This window comes from Halomonas citrativorans (genome assembly GCF_014898005.1).
In the GTDB taxonomy this organism is placed as follows: domain Bacteria; phylum Pseudomonadota; class Gammaproteobacteria; order Pseudomonadales; family Halomonadaceae; genus Vreelandella; species Vreelandella citrativorans.
The window spans coordinates 1-15,145 of the sequence record NZ_JABUYX010000001.1 but is presented as its reverse complement, the minus strand read 5'-3'; the positions used below and the strand labels follow the sequence as shown (position 1 = coordinate 15,145).

Here is a 15,145-nt window from a genome sequence, read left to right as displayed (position 1 = left end):
TTTTGCTCGTGCCTCGCAAAGCGTTACCGCGCGCTACTCGAAGGTGTGCCTAACATCTACTAGCGCGCTTAGCGCCCACTAGCGACCCTAGCTTGAATAATTTTTTGATAATAACCGCTTAGTTGTTTCTTTTTCTGCCTTAACGCATCGATTTCGGATCTCGTCAGCGGTTCTAAAGCCGACGAGATAACTTGCTTCGTTGGCGGTGAGGGCTGAGGTTTGTATTCCGAAGATATTTTTGATGTCATCACCAAAGCGCTCCTCCAATAATTGGATATGCTTTTTTACTGCGCGAAAATTTGTTGATCGACCAGCATTTACCAGCAGTATAGACCCAATTGCGTTTCCGCCGTTCATTAACAGGTAATTAGCCAACTCTGCCAATGTGCTCCCCATGCTGGTCACGTCATCGACAAGCACATATTTTCCACCCTGCTCCACAGTTCCTTCAAATGAGGGCCTTGAGATTAGCCTTTCCATAGGGTCTGCGCCGGTATGAAACACTCTTTGCAGCTGGACAATGTCTGTCTCACTGGTACCCCCACACACTTCAGCACATAAAAGTGAAAGCATTAGTGGTATCGCATTATCACCAGCGGCTTCCTTGGCATAAGGAGAAACAAAAATAGCATCCTCAGGAAACTCACCATTGAGCGACGCTAGAAACTCAAGAGCCAACTCCTCTACAAGCTGTAACGCAGCATCAGGGTTACCAGCTTTCGCAGTTATGTAGTCCGGATGCTGCTTTATATCATTATCATCGTTAAAACAATGAAAGTGCTTAGCCCCTTCCGGGAAGGCGTATACCCTATCCATTGTCTTTACCCACAGTTCGTTGCCTTATGTACACAATGTACTACTTGGAGATTTGCGTTAGTCGGTCCAAGTCAGCGTGTATATTTTGGCCCGTGCCACGATGCGTGTATTTTCGGTAATGCCCGGGTTGGGCATTCGTGGCGCATCCGGGGCGTCGTTCCGCCGCCTTTCGCGGGTGCCTTTTGCTCGTTCCTCGCAAAGCGTTACCGCGCGCTACACAACCGGATAGATATTTCGTAGCGCGTGGTAAGCGCAGCGCACCCGCGGGAGCGCCGCGAAGCGGTGCCGGGGTTGGGCCTTGAGGCGCATCCGGGGCGTCGTTCCGCCGCCTTTCGCGGGTGCCTTTTGCTCGTGCCTCGCAAAGCGTTACCGCGCGCTACATTTGAATAATCAAGGCGTTAGATAACTTGTAGCGCGTGGTAAGCGCAGCGCACCCGCAGCGGCGGCCCGGCGCGAGAGCAGCGCGAAGCGGTGCCGGGGTTGGGCATTGGGGCGCATCCGGGGCGTCGTTCCGCCGCCATTCGCGGGTGCCTTTTTGCTCGTTCCTCGCAAAGCGTTACCGCGCGCTACGTTTGAATAATCAAAGCGTTAGATAACGTGTAGCGCGTGGTAAGCGAAGCGCACCCGCGGGAGCACCGCGAAGCGGTGCCGGGGTTGGGCATTGGGGCACATCCGGGGCGTCGTTCCGCCGCCTTTCGCGGGTGCCTTTTGCTCGTTCCTCGCAAGGCGTTACCGCGCGCTACAGGGTTGGTTTTCACCCTTGCACCGTTCACCGTTCACCGTTCACCGTTCACCGTTCACCGTTCACCGTTATCAGTCTCGGTGATCTTTTACGATCATGATGATCATGCTGAGGATGAAGGCGAGGAAAATGGTGATGATGGCGAATACGGTGCTGTTGTATAGCCGCCTGGGTTCGGTTGGGTACTCGGGGTATAGCGGGCTTTGCAGTACGCTTACCTGTTTGAGCTGGCGGGCGGCTTCCAAGCGGGTGTTTTCCAGGGCGGCTAGCGCGCTTGAGTAGGTTTCCTGGGCAAACTGGGCCTGGAGTTCGAGTGTTTCGTACTCGGCGGAAACGCGGTTGAGTGCGCCACCTGCGGCTTGGGCGAGGCGTTCGCTCTGTTCGCTGATCTGGTCTCTTAGTGCCGTAATATTGCGCTCTACCTGGCGTAGTTCAGCAGATTGCGAGCTTTGGAAACTGGCCAGGGCATCGCGCTGGGCTTGTAGGCGGGCAAGGTCACCTTCCAGCGTGGCGACTACCTGGTTCAGGCCTTCAACGGTGGCTGTGGGTGAAACGAGGCCATACTCGTTTTGAAAGTCCAGTAGCTCCGCGCGGGTTGCTCGAAAACGCTCTTCCAAGCGAACCAGTTGCTGTTCCAGGAATAATACCTGCTCGTCTGCCAAGCGATGCCCCATGGCGTTCATGTGGTCCTCACCCGCTTTTAGAAGCAGTTCGGTCATATCGTGCGCAAATTCGGGGGTAAATGCTTGTGAGCTGATATTGAGCACGCCTGCGTATTCATCAAGTTCAACATTGACACGGCGCAGGTAATACTTATGTAGCTCTTCAATGGGCGCATCGGGGTCGCGCAACCGGGCAAAAATATCCCCGTGTTCGCTGTAGTGTTCACGAAAGCCTAGCGCTGTGTCCATCTGACGCAACATATCGGTTGAAAGCAGATATTCGCGCAGTAGCAGTAGGTCGTGCGTATTGCCACCACCGCCTCCGCCCATTAACGAGGCAAAGCTTATTTCAGGCGTTGCTACTTGGGGGCTTTCAAGCACCACGGTTGCATTGGATACATAGCGGGCTTGTGCCCAAATAAACCAGTAGAAGGAGACCAAAACGATTGCGATGAGGGCGATAGCCCACTGGGGGTATTGCGTGCCAAAGCGACGAAGAGACGATTGCATGAATTAGCTTGCCTTTAAACGGTCAATAAAGCGCAGGTGCATAAGAAGCCCTAGCGCAATAAGCGAAAACGTAAATAGCCAGAAATAGAGCATGCTGGTGCCAGGCACCACATGGTAGTGCTCAAAAAAGCCCAATCGCAGTGTCTCTAACCCGTGAGGTATAGGATTTAGCATCAGGTATTCAAGCAGCCAGTGCGGCAAGCTATTCAACGGTAGAATGACGCCGGAAATAATCAGCAGCGGCAAAGAAATCATGCTGATGACGCGCCCTACCTCAGGCACTAACGTTGCGGAAACAGAAGTAACTAACCCCAGCCCCAAGCCTAAACACCAGAGCGAGAACCAGGCGGCCATCGCGCGAACAGCATTATCCGGGTACATTTCCTGGTCGAGCATTAGCCCGCCTACCATAAAAATCAGGAAGATAAAGGTGCGTAGCATCCCTTCAAGAAAATTACGCGAAAGTACCGGGTCCACAGGCTGCACTTGACGGTAGGCAAACAGCGCCTTATTTGCATTAATGGCACCCATGCCTCGTATCATGCCTTCACGCACTAAAAAAAAACCCATTAAGCCGGTAATCAGCCAAGGGATAAATGGTGCGTTAACGACTAGGCTATCACCACGGATAAAGCTGCGAATGGCCACCATGATCCCTACCATGGCAACCGGTTCAAAGATCATCCAGAACCAGCCCATGCGGTCGGCCATGGTGCGTGAAATAGCTTCACGCATGAACATGGCGTACCACACGCTGCGGGTCACTTGCCAGGGCGTGCGGGCGCTTCGGCGTGTTGCTTGTGTATCAGCCATGACGGGTTGCCGCCTTTAAGTGCATGTTGCTTGTCATGAATTTCTGCATGTGCGGGCGCTGCCTTTCGCGGGTGCCTCGCTGCGCTCGTTACCGCACGCTACGAGGCCCCTTAGCGACTCACCAACCGCTCATTACAGGTCCAGCGCTACGCGAGTGGTCACGGCGATCTGGAAGAGGATCTGCGTTAGCGTAGAAGCCAGCTGCAAGTTGTGTACCGGCGCCTTGGGCATTACGAGGATTTCATCACCCGGGCGTAGCGGTGAATTACGCGCGTGTTCCACAGCACCGTTTTGGCGCACTAGTAGAATCTGGCTCTCATCGGCACGCTCGGTAAAGCCACCGGCGCCGTTGACGTAGTCGATCACGCTTAGACCGGGGCGATACACCACGGCCTGGGGCACCACGATTTCACCGCTGATCAGAACCGAATCGCTGATTTCAGGAATGGTAATGACATCGCCGTCTTGCAGGCGGATATCTGAAATCTTGCCGCCTTGCGCGACTACCAGGCGGCCACTGGGTTCCAGGTCGCTTGCGCGTTCAATAAAGCGTTCAATCAGTTCGGCTTCACGCAGGCGAATTTGGGCTTCTTCGTCGGTGCGTGAGGTGGCGCCCAGGTAGGTGGTTTCCAGGCGGCGTAGGCTGTCTTCCAGCGCCTGTTCCTGCTGCTCCTTGACGCTTTCACGGCGCAGGGAAACGCTTTCAACGGCGGTCAGCCCTTGTGGCACGGCAATGGCATCAAGCAGTTCACTTAGGCGAGCATTGCGCGGCAAGGCGTAGAGCGAAGGCCCGAAGTAGCTGCCTTCTATTTCAACCACGATAGTTTCACTGCGCTGGTCGGCGGTGAAGGTGACTTCATCGCCACTGCGAATGGTTTGGCCAGCAAACAGGGCGACGGGGAAATAGTGGGCGATAGGACCATCGGTACGATGACCACGCAGCAGTACGTTGGATACGCCGCTTCGCAATCGCGCCAGGTTTAAAAGCTCGGCACCGCTAAGCGTGTTACTGGTCAGCTCATAGCGCATCTCGCGGTGCACGTCTCCAGTAACCGCAATCGCCGGGCCGCGCTCTTCTACAACGATAGTGTCACCGTCCTGGAATTGCGGGCGTGCAATGGTGCCGTTAAGCAAAAAGTCGTAGAGGTCCACCGTTGCAACCAGGCGATCGTTGCGCATTACGCGCACTTGGCGATAGCTGCCGAGGTCTTGTTCGATCCCGCCTGCCTGGTCAAGAAAGTAGAGCAGCGAGTCATCGGGCGTACCGGCATAACGTCCGGGGTTTTGCACATAACCTGTTACATAAACAGCAACGGGCTGGACGCCTTGCAGGTTGGTGTAAACCTCAACGTTGTCAGGGTATACCGAGGTAATCGCTTGGCGAACGCTGTTATCGACCTGCTGGCTACTCTGACCTTCTACATTTAAGGGGCCGGAACCGGGGATGAAGATGTTGCCTTGGGCGTCAACCGGCAGCACACGGTCCAACTCGAACGCACCCCAGGCGCGCACGGTGACCTGGTCGCCTGGCTTAATGCGGTAATCAGCGTTCAGGCCATCGCCCATGGCGCCGCGAAAGCCACCAGTGAAGAGGTTATATCCAAAGGGGGGCAGTGCATCCGGGTCGCGGGGCGGTGTGGCAATGGGGCCATAAGTGCCACTGCGCCAATCGGCGCGGGGCATATCATCTACCTGGCCTTGCTGCTCTACCCCTTGCTGCCCTTGAGACGATGATGCCTGATTGCTGCTGCGTTGGCCTGAAAGGGTGTCGTCCGGCAGACTGAGAATCTGGGCGGAGGCAGACGCACTGAACACAACCAAACAGGCGAGTGAAACGGTAGTCAGCGCTTTCGATAGGCAAGCGCGCTTGCATGCTTCAAAGAGATTCATTAAAGGCGCCCTTCTGCCGTTTGCGTTATGACTCGCTGGTTTACCCACTCTTCTGACGATGCTTTGCATACCAGTGCGCGGCGAGCTTCGCCACTCATGCCAATCACTTGTAAGCGACGGCATTCACGCCCACTGGCTGCCAGGTAGGATTCGTCGGCGACAATTTCAACATTGTCGCCCCACGGGCTGTTAGCCACGCTGATAACGCCACCAGCCGGTGTTTGGTCCAGAAAACCGTTCACACGTTCATCAAGAATGGGCTTTGCGGAGTCATCATTAAGGACATAGCGCTGCTGCTGGGAGGCGCTGCCAGAGGGGTAGCTCGTAGCGCACCCACTTATTACGGCCATACTTAACACGGCTAGCAGCATGCGAGCCGGTCGAACTACTAAAAATGAGGTCTTTGGCATAATAATTTCCAGAAAAGGCACGCTACCGCCCGGGGATTGTAACGGGCGCATTCCCTTGCCCAACGCTGTGCGGATAAAATTTGATAGCTTGTACTACCCAAACGCACCAGCATTGTAAGGGATTAGTGGGTTTGTCTCTACACTTGAGAGTATTTGCTAGCTGGGCATTTATGCTGGCCCGCCAATACCAGGGTTCATCAACATTTCAGCAAATAACGCCCTGTAATGCCAAGCACAACACACGACATATAAACGCCGCACTGACTACCAGGGCGACGTTATGCGATGCCCAGCCACTTTAATGCAACTACCCATATACCTCGGCCGTTTTAAACGCGCTGCCTGCCTGATCTTTCTCTGACAGTGCAAACTCCACCGGCAAGGCTGGCCACTGGATCGCCAATTCCGGATCATCAAAGCGGATACAGCGCTCTGACGCCGGGTGGTAATAGTCCGTGGTCTTGTACAAAAAATCAGCCGTTTCGGAAAGCACTACAAACGCATGACCAAAGCCTTCTGGCACCCACAGCTGTCGGCTGTTTTCAGCCGAAAGTTCAACCCCCACCCATTGGCCGAAGTGAGCCGAGTGTTTACGCAAATCGACCGCTACATCCCACACAGAGCCTTGCACCACGCGTACCAACTTGCCCTGTGGCTGCTCTAACTGGTAATGGATGCCACGCAGTACACCCTGACGGGAGCGCGAGTGGTTATCCTGCACAAATTCACGTGTGCAGCCTGTGGCCTCTTCAAACGCCTTCTGATTAAAGCTTTCCATAAAGAAGCCGCGTTCGTCACCAAACACCTTGGGCGTTAACGCTACCACGCCGGGTAGCGAGGTCTCTTCAATCTGCATTACAGGCCCCCTTTGGCATCCAGCCGCGTCAACAGGTATTGACCATAGCCGGTTTTAGACAGTGCATTCGCGCTCTCTCGCAGTTGAGCATCACTCAACCAGCCTTGCTGCCAAGCGATCTCTTCCAGGCAAGCTACTTTCAGGCCTTGGCGATGCTCGATGGTTTGCACGTACTGGCTAGCTTCCAGCAGGCTATCGTGGGTGCCGGTATCCAACCATGCAAAGCCGCGCCCCAGGCGTTCAACACGCAGATCACCACGCTCAAGATACGCGTTATTGATGCTGGTAATTTCCAGTTCGCCACGCTCTGAAGGCTTCACCTGGCGGGCAATGTCCACCACATCGTTGTCGTAGAAGTAGAGGCCGGTAACGGCATAGGGAGACTTCGGCGTAGCAGGCTTTTCCTCAATGGAAACCGCCTTGCCATCATCGTTAAACTCGACCACGCCAAAGCGCTCGGGGTCTTTCACTAAATAGCCAAACACCGTGGCGCCGCTTTGCTGCTCAGAAGCTCGTTTCAACTGGTCCGAAAAGTGCTGTCCATGAAAGATATTATCGCCCAGCACCAAACAGACCGGCGCATCACCAATAAAATCTTCACCGATCAAAAACGCTTGCGCCAGGCCATCCGGGCTTGGCTGCACCGCGTACTCAAAACGTACGCCGAACGCGCTGCCATCGCCCAGCAGGTTTTCGTACTGAGAAAGATCCTCAGGTGTAGAGATAATCAGAATTTCCCGGATCCCGGCCAACATAAGCACCGAAATGGGATAGTAAATCATTGGCTTGTCATAAATAGGCAGTAGCTGCTTTGAAACACCGCGTGTAATGGGATGCAAGCGCGTACCGCTGCCTCCTGCCAAAATAATACCTTTACGTTGCATCGCTTTTTGCTCCTTGCTTATGGCTGCGCGGTTAACGCGAGCGGGCTATTTCTTCCACTGTCAGTGCCAATTGGCTTTGCCAATCCGGCAGCTGTACTGATAGCGCTTTTTCAAGTTTATCAACGGATAGCCGCGAGTTCAGCGGGCGCGCAGCGGGCGTCGGGTAATCCGTGGTTGGAATAGCCGAAACGCCGTCCGGCGTAATGACCAACGGTAAATCGCACTGCTTTGCCGCCTTAAAAATCTCACAGGCAAAGCCATGCCAACTGGTCTCGCCACGTGGTGCCAAATGATACACCCCGCTGGCCAAGGTGGCACCTTCGCTTAGCAATCTCGTTAGCGCCTGCTGCGTTATCAGCGCGATCAAACGCGCTGGCGTCGGCGCGCCCACCTGGTCATTAATAATGCTTAACGCCGAACGCTCTGCTCCCAAGCGCAGCATGGTGGCTAAAAAGCTTTTGCCAAAGGCACTGTAGACCCAACTGGTACGAAAGATCAGGTGCTGGCAGCTACTATTCATCACCGCTTCATCACCGGCAAGCTTGGTCGCGCCATAGACGTTGCACGGCCCGGTGGTGTCACTCTCTTGCCAGGGCGCACTGCCTTGGCCGGTGTATACGTAATCAGAAGAGTAATGGATCAGCCATTTGGATTGCTGCTGGCAGTATTCAGCCAACTGAGCGGGCAGCGCCGCATTCAGGCGCCCAGCCATTGCCTGGTCAGATTCAGCGTTATCCACCGCCGTATAAGCCGCCGCATTGATCACTACATCGGGCTGATGCGTTGCCAAGTACGCCGCAACTGCATTGGCATCGGAAAGGTCCAGCGCCGCTCTGCCGGGTGCCAACACATTACCCAACGTTGCCAACTGGCGCTGGAGTTCAAACCCGACTTGGCCATTGCCGCCGGTAACGAAAATATTCATACCCAAACCCTATAGGTCACAGTGATCCGTGAGCGGGGTTACAAACTCCCCAACCGCTCGCCTTGATAGCTGCCGTCCTGCACGCGCTGCCACCATGCGCGGTTATCAAGGTACCACTGCACGGTTTTCCGCAGCCCGGTTTCAAAGGTTTCTTCCGGGCGCCAGCCAAGTTCGCGTTCGATTTTGCTGGCATCAATCGCGTAGCGCAGGTCGTGGCCTGGGCGGTCTTGTACGAAGGTGATTAAATCGCGGTAGCTACGCTCAGCGGGCACCAGTTCCTGCAGTAAATCACACAAGGTTTCGACCACCTCAAGATTCGCCTTTTCGTTATGGCCACCGATGTTGTAGGTTTCGCCTACCACGCCCTCGGTCGCGACCTTTACCAACGCACGGGCGTGGTCTTCTACGTACAGCCAATCACGCACCTGCTGGCCATTGCCATATACCGGCAACGGCTTGCCCGCCAGGGCGTTTAAAATCATCAACGGGATCAGTTTTTCAGGGAAGTGGTACGGCCCGTAGTTATTGGAGCAGTTGGTTACCAGTACCGGCAGGCCGTAGGTACGGTGCCAAGCACGCACCAAGTGGTCCGAGCTTGCCTTGCTGGCGGAATAGGGTGAGCTGGGTGCATACGGGGTTTCTTCGCTGAAGAGGTCTTCCGGGCCTTCCAAATCGCCATACACTTCATCGGTCGAGATATGATGAAAGCGAAACGCCGAGGCTTTTTCTGGCGCGCTTGTTTGCAAGCCTTTCCAGTAATGGCGAGCCGCTTCCAACAGCGTGTAAGTGCCCACAATGTTGGTTTGAATAAACGCCGCAGGGCCATCTATAGAGCGGTCTACGTGCGACTCTGCCGCCAAGTGCATCACCACATCCGGCTGGTAGCGCTCAACAATAGCCGCCATACGCGATGCATCACCAATATCGGCCTGCTCAAAAGCGTAGCGCTCGCTGCCTTCAACATCAGCAAGCGACTCTAAATTACCGGCATAGGTTAACGCATCGATATTGACGACCGTGTGTTCGGTCTTTTTGATAAGTGCTCGCACAACCGCCGAGCCAATAAAGCCCGCGCCGCCTGTTATTAAAAAAGTTTTCGTAGACATAGTTTCTTCACAAAAGGCCAATTTAATGATTCACCGTTATGCATGAGTCTGCGCTTTAAGCCAAATATTTTGGCATGTAGGCTCTTTAGCAACGACACATAGATAAAACTGGGAGGCTAGGCGCAGGCTTGTACCCAGCACACTTTGTAATAGTGGCAAGAACCCCGGTTACGATACTGGTGCCTGACGGGCCATTTTCGTTTGATTAGCGTAGATCCCCCAGAGCACAGCCAGCAAGAACGCGTACATCATTACGCCGCTGTTGTGCGTTAAAAATGCTTGCGATAATCCAAAGTCCATAAAGGTAACCGGTAGCAGCACGCCCGCCGTTGCAACCGCACGCGTCGCTAAATTTTTTGCATTTATTTGTTTGGCGAATAAGCGCATGGGTACTAGATAAAGCGCTAACAGCACGGCCAAACCAAGTACGCCTCGCTTTGCAAACGCGTCTATAAACTCATTATGCGCGTGCCCATACTGGGTGACCTGCTGGTCAATAACCCCTTGTTCGCCCAGTGCCTGCATTGCCTGTACGTAGCCTTGCGTGCCCCACCCTGTGAGTGGTTTTTCCATTATTAAATGACTGGCGCCCCGCCACATTTCAAAGCGAGCACCTAACGAATTAGTACGGTTCTCACCACTTATATAATTATTGAGATCGTAAAAGGTGTAGTGCACCCTATCCTGAACACCTGTTTGAGGAATCAAGTAAACAACCAGGCCCGCTGCTATAACAGCGCCAACGATGGCAAGCTTCATGCTGGTAGCAAAGAAACTTCCGTAAGCGCGATAGAGTATAAGTAAAACAATGGGAAAACCTACCCAGCCGCCACGGCTACCAGAAAAAAGCGACCCAAGCACACCGCCTAAAAAACCAGCAAAGAGCAGCGTTATCCATAGCATACGGTGCTGGCGCTGGACATGCGCCCACCCCAGCCCCGCCAGGCAGAGCACGCCTAACAGCATACTTAAATTACCGAACTGAATAACGTGCGTGAATCCTTGCGCTCTATCAATACCTTCGGCCAGTTTTTGCCAACTTGCCCAGCTTCCTGCGCTTATTCCTCCCAACGCAATACCGGCCCACACAACACTTAAATGGGGCGGGTAGCGTAGCACCCACCATAGTGCAGGCACAGCCAATATAAAGCGTACAGGCTTATCGATTCCGCTACTGCCTTGTCCATCCCATAACGCTTCGGCCATACCTACTAGTGCATAAGCGCATAACACCGCCACAATCAGCCAGTCTTCTCGAGCAAGCGTTGGGAGGCGCCAACGCAACAATAAGTAAAGACCCGCTAGCATTAAAACAGCGGCACCTAGTGAGTAACCGCTGGGAATAATGAGTGCAATACTGACCAGTAGGAAAACAGCGGCATCCGTTAGCATCACAGAAAACGAGCGAGGCGTATCGGGGTCGTGCATATTCATTGCAGGCTTCAAGACAAGTACCCTTCGATAAGCGCTGCTATAAACGGCAGCAGAAAGAGCGTGAATGCTACCACAGTTAAAACCTGTCCAAGAAAAGCATGCGTGCTTCCCAAGCACCCTGTGCCACTTTTAGGCTAGCAGTCTTACAATATGCCCACGGACTTTCACGGGAGAGAATCTGCTCATTTAGGTTCAGGCATGGTTAACCATCGCGTATTGCTGCCAGCGCCATGTATCTAACAACATCTCATCGAGTGATTTTTCGGCGTGCCAGGATAACTCCTTCTCGGCTTTAGCAGCATTGGCCCAAAAAGCAGCAAGATCGCCTTGGCGTCGTGGCGCAAATTGATAAGGAATATTGACCCCCGTTACCTCTATAAAGCTCTGCACCATATTGAGTACCGAGGTTCCACACCCAGTACCCAAATTGTAGTAATTCACTCCTGGCGCCTCCAATACGCATAATGCAGCACGATGCCCCTTGGCGAGGTCGACAACGTGCAGATAGTCACGCATGCAGGTGCCGTCCGGGGTTGGGTAGTCATTGCCAAAAATCATGACGTGTGGAAGCGCTCCCGCTGCTACTTGGCTGATATAGGGCATCAAATTATTAGGCGCCCCTTGGGGAGACTCACCAATAAGCCCTGTAGGGTGTGCTCCAATAGGATTAAAATAGCGCAGCAGAACGACAGACCAATCTGGGTCGCTTGTGTGCAAATCTTCAAGCACTGTTTCAACCATTCCCTTGGAAACGCCGTATGGGCTTGCCGCGACACCTCTTGGCATACTCTCCAGGTAAGGAACCTCTGACTCGGTTCCATATACGGTTGCTGATGAGCTAAAAATCAGCTTCTTGACGTTGGCTTGTTGCATGGCCTGGCACAAACATATCGTGCCATAAACGTTGACTTCATAATAAGCCAAAGGCGTGCGGACACTTTCTCCCACTGCCTTTAAGCCTGCACAATGAATCACCGCATCAATCGAATTTTCAGCAAAGACAGAAGCCAAAAAAGCAGTATCGCGGATATCGCCCTCGTAAAATGAAACCGAGCGCCGTGTAATCGTCTCTATACGCTCGATAACACTGTGTTTACTGTTACAAAGGTTATCGACAATAATCACATCAATGCCAGCATGAAGCAGTTCTACTGCGATATGAGAGCCGATATAACCTGTACCGCCCGTTAACAACATCATCACAACATCTCATTAATACGCATTTTTATGCTTGAATCCCTTAAAAATCGTCATACAGATAATTTTTAAATCCAGCCAGATGGACCAGTTATCGATATACCATAAGTCGTGCTCGACGCGTCTTTGCATTTTTTCCAATGTATCGGTTTCCCCTCTTAATCCATTGACCTGCGCCCAGCCCGTAATACCGGGTTTTACCTTATGGCGCCGCATATAGGATTCGACAAGCTCTTTGTAATACTCATTATGGGCGAGTGCATGTGGTCGTGGCCCAACTATCGACATTCTTCCTTGTAATACGTTATAAAATTGCGGTAATTCATCCAATGAGGTTTTGCGTAGAAAAGCACCTATCGGCGTAAGGCGGCTGTCTCCCTTGGTCGCTTGGGTCACGGCCCCCTGCTTCTCTTTATGAACCTTCATTGAGCGAAATTTATATACTTTAAAAACTTTACCGCTTGAGCCAGTTCTGTACTGCTTAAACAAGACAGGCCCTGGCGATGTCATTTTAATGATCACGGCGATGACGGCGCATACCGGCAAAATCAGAAGCGTAATGAGTGTGCCCAACACAATGTCCTCAGCACGTTTAGAAAAACGTGCCATGCCGTTTATGGGCGATACACTCAGGTCAATCACCAAGTGCCCAGCCATTTCGCTAGTACGATGATTCAGCAAACGCATATCTTTAAAGTCAGGAATTAGTCGAATATCTTCGGTATGGTTCCTTAGCGCATAAAACAGAGCATGTACTGTTTCGCCCATCTCCAACGGAGCACAAATCCATATTTCAGCGGCGCCAGAGCGGCCTATCCTGGCCGATATGTTTTTCAGCTGATCGTCACTAGGGGTTAACGTTGTATGAAAACGCTCTACACCCACGATAGAGTGTCCTTCCCAAGCGGCTGCCCGCATTCCCTTAGCGACTTTAAGTACATTTTGGCCCGGCCCCACTAAAAATATGGGTCGCCGACTTCCTCCACGAAGAGGAAGCCTGCGCAAGCCCTGTTGTACAAGCACTCTGGCGCATGCGGCCAGAATAAAGGAGCTCAGTAGCGTGAACCCCACCCATAACCGAGAGTAACGTTCTGATGCATCGGCAAAATAGATAATCGACGTGACAAAAATACCTACTCCTAGCCATACGAAAAGTAGCTTACTAAGTAAATCTATGGTGGAAAATACGCGCCAACGCTTGTAGCTACCTGTTGAGCTATTAACCATTAAGACTATTAACGATATGCATGTTAATGCGAGAGCATATCGTTCATGCAAAGCGATAGTGCCAAATCTCGCAAGATAGACGCCTACCCCACAGAGAAAAATAATCAGTATATCAAGCACTGGAAATATAACTTGTGATGGGAAGCGCCCTGAGAAGGCTATACCTGTTTTTTGCCGATTAGTTGCGCCACCCATTTATTCACCATTCCATTTAAGATATTTTTTAACATACCCAAAAGGGAAAACGTGAATTTTCTTGCCATCGCTATCGTTGAAAAAAATAAAGGCTGATATATACACAACTAGAAAACCAATTATGTTAGTGGATTTTGTTGTGTAGGATTCAGTTATATTTGAGATCAAAAAAAGCATTAAAAACGCGAAGCAAACGATCACTTCTTTAAATCCAAAACTATCATTCTTTACGAATTTCTTCATAACTAAATAAAATATAATCCCATATAAAACCACCCCCAAAAAGCCACCCTGAACAACGATATCAATATAGCCGTTATGAGCATCTTCTGGAAAAAAATTGCCCATCCCCTGAATCGGGCCAAACAAGTAAAAATTTTCCTTTGTCCAAAAGCCATCCAATCCATAACCAAACCAAAAATGCACGCCATTTATATGCGTGAGCGCAAAGTCCCAAATAGTAAGACGTCCCGTTAGAGACAAAAAATTACCATAAATGCTAACCCCATCATGCCCTGAAAACAAATCAATCACTTCTATATTCATAGCGACAAGTAAAGAAGCTATTAGGAACTCTGCAGCCAGGATCGTTATAAATGCCTTTTTATATAAATAGTTGCTTTTAAGCACATAATATATCAAGCCGAACGCAAACGTAATTAAAGCAACTAACACTCCTGTAGCAAGGCCAGTGCGTGACCCAGTATTTAAGGTGACAATGACAGCAGATACCAAGGCAAAAAGAGAATACAGTTGCATAGCTCGATCCCTGCTATAAAACATTAGTAGCATAGAGGATACCATCAACAATGCGCCTACTCTTCCCAGCGCATTTTTCTGATCGTAAATGCCCTTCCAATCACCTTCAAACTTTCCAGCCTCTAACCCAATATGGGGTAAAAATGCGGACACAGCGATGTTGACTATTAGTAATAAAAAAAGTGACACAACCAGCGTTTCAAGAAACGCCAGCAATGTTAATTTATTAGCAGCAAAAGCAGCCATCACAACAACAAAACTATAAGCAATGACCTTGATTACTTCCGTTCCCACGTCGCCAACAAAAAAACCAGTCACCAACATATAGACAAATAGGGCAGGAAAAAGAAAAACCCAAGGGCTTAAAACGATGCCTCTGACGAAAATTAGAGCGCCAAAGTATGCCAATATAATAAGCATCAAACTATACTGGTGCCAAAATGATAAAATTCTGTCATCAATATTTCCGCCGCTTAAAAAAAACCAGCCTCCCAGAAACAGAGGGTGTTCAAAACTTTGTGTCAGTTTGGTCATTATAGGTCGATATGACCGTCCAGGCGTTTTGGGAAATGTATCGCCATTTGCGACAGCGTCAGGTTCCAATTTTGCACAGGGTGAGTCCAGCGTTCTGAGGCCTTGAGGATACCCGCATACAGCAGTTTCAACAGGCTATTTTCGTTGGCAAACCCACCCTTGGTCTTGGTGAGTTTTCGGAACTG

13 protein-coding genes and 1 pseudogene are annotated in these 15,145 nt (G+C 51.5%); all 14 read right to left on the bottom strand.

Annotation, left to right across the window (positions count from 1 at the left end):
• Window positions 1-87: 87 nt before the first annotated feature.
• Window positions 88-816 carry a phosphoribosyltransferase gene (locus INT20_RS00070; RefSeq protein WP_193056212.1) on the bottom strand — a complete coding sequence of 243 codons (729 nt, stop codon included), beginning with the start codon at window positions 814-816 and terminating at the stop codon, window positions 88-90.
• A gap of 813 nt (window positions 817-1,629) precedes the next feature.
• Window positions 1,630-2,730, bottom strand: a complete 1,101-nt coding sequence (locus INT20_RS00065) for a chain-length determining protein (RefSeq protein ID WP_193056211.1) — start codon at window positions 2,728-2,730, stop codon at window positions 1,630-1,632.
• A gap of 3 nt (window positions 2,731-2,733) precedes the next feature.
• Window positions 2,734-3,543 (bottom strand): ABC transporter permease, encoded by an 810-nt coding sequence (locus INT20_RS00060; protein WP_193056210.1) that lies wholly within the window; start codon window positions 3,541-3,543, stop codon window positions 2,734-2,736.
• 132 nt (window positions 3,544-3,675) lie between these two features.
• Window positions 3,676-5,433 carry a polysaccharide biosynthesis/export family protein gene (locus INT20_RS00055; RefSeq protein ID WP_193056209.1) on the bottom strand — a complete coding sequence of 586 codons (1,758 nt, stop codon included), beginning with the start codon at window positions 5,431-5,433 and terminating at the stop codon, window positions 3,676-3,678.
• Window positions 5,433-5,843, bottom strand: coding sequence for a DVU3141 family protein (locus tag INT20_RS00050; RefSeq protein ID WP_193056208.1), 411 nt, complete (start codon window positions 5,841-5,843; stop codon window positions 5,433-5,435). The genes INT20_RS00055 and INT20_RS00050 overlap by 1 nt, the downstream gene beginning before the upstream one ends.
• A 307-nt stretch (window positions 5,844-6,150) precedes the next feature.
• On the bottom strand, window positions 6,151-6,699 hold the full coding sequence (rfbC, locus tag INT20_RS00045) for a dTDP-4-dehydrorhamnose 3,5-epimerase (protein ID WP_193056207.1): 549 nt from the start codon (window positions 6,697-6,699) through the stop codon (window positions 6,151-6,153).
• On the bottom strand, window positions 6,699-7,583 hold the full coding sequence (rfbA, locus tag INT20_RS00040; RefSeq protein ID WP_193056206.1) for a glucose-1-phosphate thymidylyltransferase RfbA: 885 nt from the start codon (window positions 7,581-7,583) through the stop codon (window positions 6,699-6,701). Before rfbA ends, rfbC begins: the two co-directional genes overlap by 1 nt.
• 31 nt (window positions 7,584-7,614) lie before the next feature.
• Entirely contained in the window at window positions 7,615-8,508 is an 894-nt protein-coding gene (gene rfbD, locus INT20_RS00035) for a dTDP-4-dehydrorhamnose reductase (protein ID WP_193056205.1), read from the bottom strand.
• A gap of 38 nt (window positions 8,509-8,546) precedes the next feature.
• Window positions 8,547-9,614, bottom strand: coding sequence for a dTDP-glucose 4,6-dehydratase (gene rfbB / locus INT20_RS00030; RefSeq protein WP_193056204.1), 1,068 nt, complete (start codon window positions 9,612-9,614; stop codon window positions 8,547-8,549).
• A 168-nt stretch (window positions 9,615-9,782) separates the two neighbouring features.
• The gene (locus INT20_RS00025; RefSeq protein ID WP_226911977.1) at window positions 9,783-11,048 is read right to left on the bottom strand and encodes an O-antigen ligase family protein; all 1,266 of its coding nucleotides are present in this window, start codon (window positions 11,046-11,048) and stop codon (window positions 9,783-9,785) included.
• A gap of 192 nt (window positions 11,049-11,240) precedes the next feature.
• Window positions 11,241-12,248 carry a UDP-glucose 4-epimerase GalE gene (gene galE / locus INT20_RS00020; protein ID WP_226911976.1) on the bottom strand — a complete coding sequence of 336 codons (1,008 nt, stop codon included), beginning with the start codon at window positions 12,246-12,248 and terminating at the stop codon, window positions 11,241-11,243.
• Window positions 12,249-12,260: 12 nt separating this feature from the next.
• The gene (locus tag INT20_RS00015) at window positions 12,261-13,667 is read right to left on the bottom strand and encodes an undecaprenyl-phosphate glucose phosphotransferase (RefSeq protein ID WP_193056202.1); all 1,407 of its coding nucleotides are present in this window, start codon (window positions 13,665-13,667) and stop codon (window positions 12,261-12,263) included.
• On the bottom strand, window positions 13,668-14,960 hold the full coding sequence (locus tag INT20_RS00010; RefSeq protein WP_193056201.1) for an O-antigen ligase family protein: 1,293 nt from the start codon (window positions 14,958-14,960) through the stop codon (window positions 13,668-13,670).
• A pseudogene (locus INT20_RS00005) lies at window positions 14,960-15,145 on the bottom strand (IS256 family transposase); the annotation flags it as partial. The gene INT20_RS00010 and the pseudogene INT20_RS00005, both read right to left, overlap by 1 nt.

What these genes read in the sequence shown, in the direction of transcription:
- INT20_RS00070 (WP_193056212.1), bottom strand. Translation starts at nt 816, where the DNA reads ATGGATAGGGTATACGCCTTCCCGGAAGGGGCTAAGCACTTTCATTGT.
- INT20_RS00065 (WP_193056211.1), bottom strand. Translation starts at nt 2,730, where the DNA reads ATGCAATCGTCTCTTCGTCGCTTTGGCACGCAATACCCCCAGTGGGCT.
- INT20_RS00060 (WP_193056210.1), bottom strand. Translation starts at nt 3,543, where the DNA reads ATGGCTGATACACAAGCAACACGCCGAAGCGCCCGCACGCCCTGGCAA.
- INT20_RS00055 (WP_193056209.1), bottom strand. Translation starts at nt 5,433, where the DNA reads ATGAATCTCTTTGAAGCATGCAAGCGCGCTTGCCTATCGAAAGCGCTG.
- INT20_RS00050 (WP_193056208.1), bottom strand. Translation starts at nt 5,843, where the DNA reads ATGCCAAAGACCTCATTTTTAGTAGTTCGACCGGCTCGCATGCTGCTA.
- rfbC (WP_193056207.1), bottom strand. Translation starts at nt 6,699, where the DNA reads ATGCAGATTGAAGAGACCTCGCTACCCGGCGTGGTAGCGTTAACGCCC.
- rfbA (WP_193056206.1), bottom strand. Translation starts at nt 7,583, where the DNA reads ATGCAACGTAAAGGTATTATTTTGGCAGGAGGCAGCGGTACGCGCTTG.
- rfbD (WP_193056205.1), bottom strand. Translation starts at nt 8,508, where the DNA reads ATGAATATTTTCGTTACCGGCGGCAATGGCCAAGTCGGGTTTGAACTC.
- rfbB (WP_193056204.1), bottom strand. Translation starts at nt 9,614, where the DNA reads ATGTCTACGAAAACTTTTTTAATAACAGGCGGCGCGGGCTTTATTGGC.
- INT20_RS00025 (WP_226911977.1), bottom strand. Translation starts at nt 11,048, where the DNA reads ATGAATATGCACGACCCCGATACGCCTCGCTCGTTTTCTGTGATGCTA.
- galE (WP_226911976.1), bottom strand. Translation starts at nt 12,248, where the DNA reads ATGATGTTGTTAACGGGCGGTACAGGTTATATCGGCTCTCATATCGCA.
- INT20_RS00015 (WP_193056202.1), bottom strand. Translation starts at nt 13,667, where the DNA reads ATGGGTGGCGCAACTAATCGGCAAAAAACAGGTATAGCCTTCTCAGGG.
- INT20_RS00010 (WP_193056201.1), bottom strand. Translation starts at nt 14,960, where the DNA reads ATGACCAAACTGACACAAAGTTTTGAACACCCTCTGTTTCTGGGAGGC.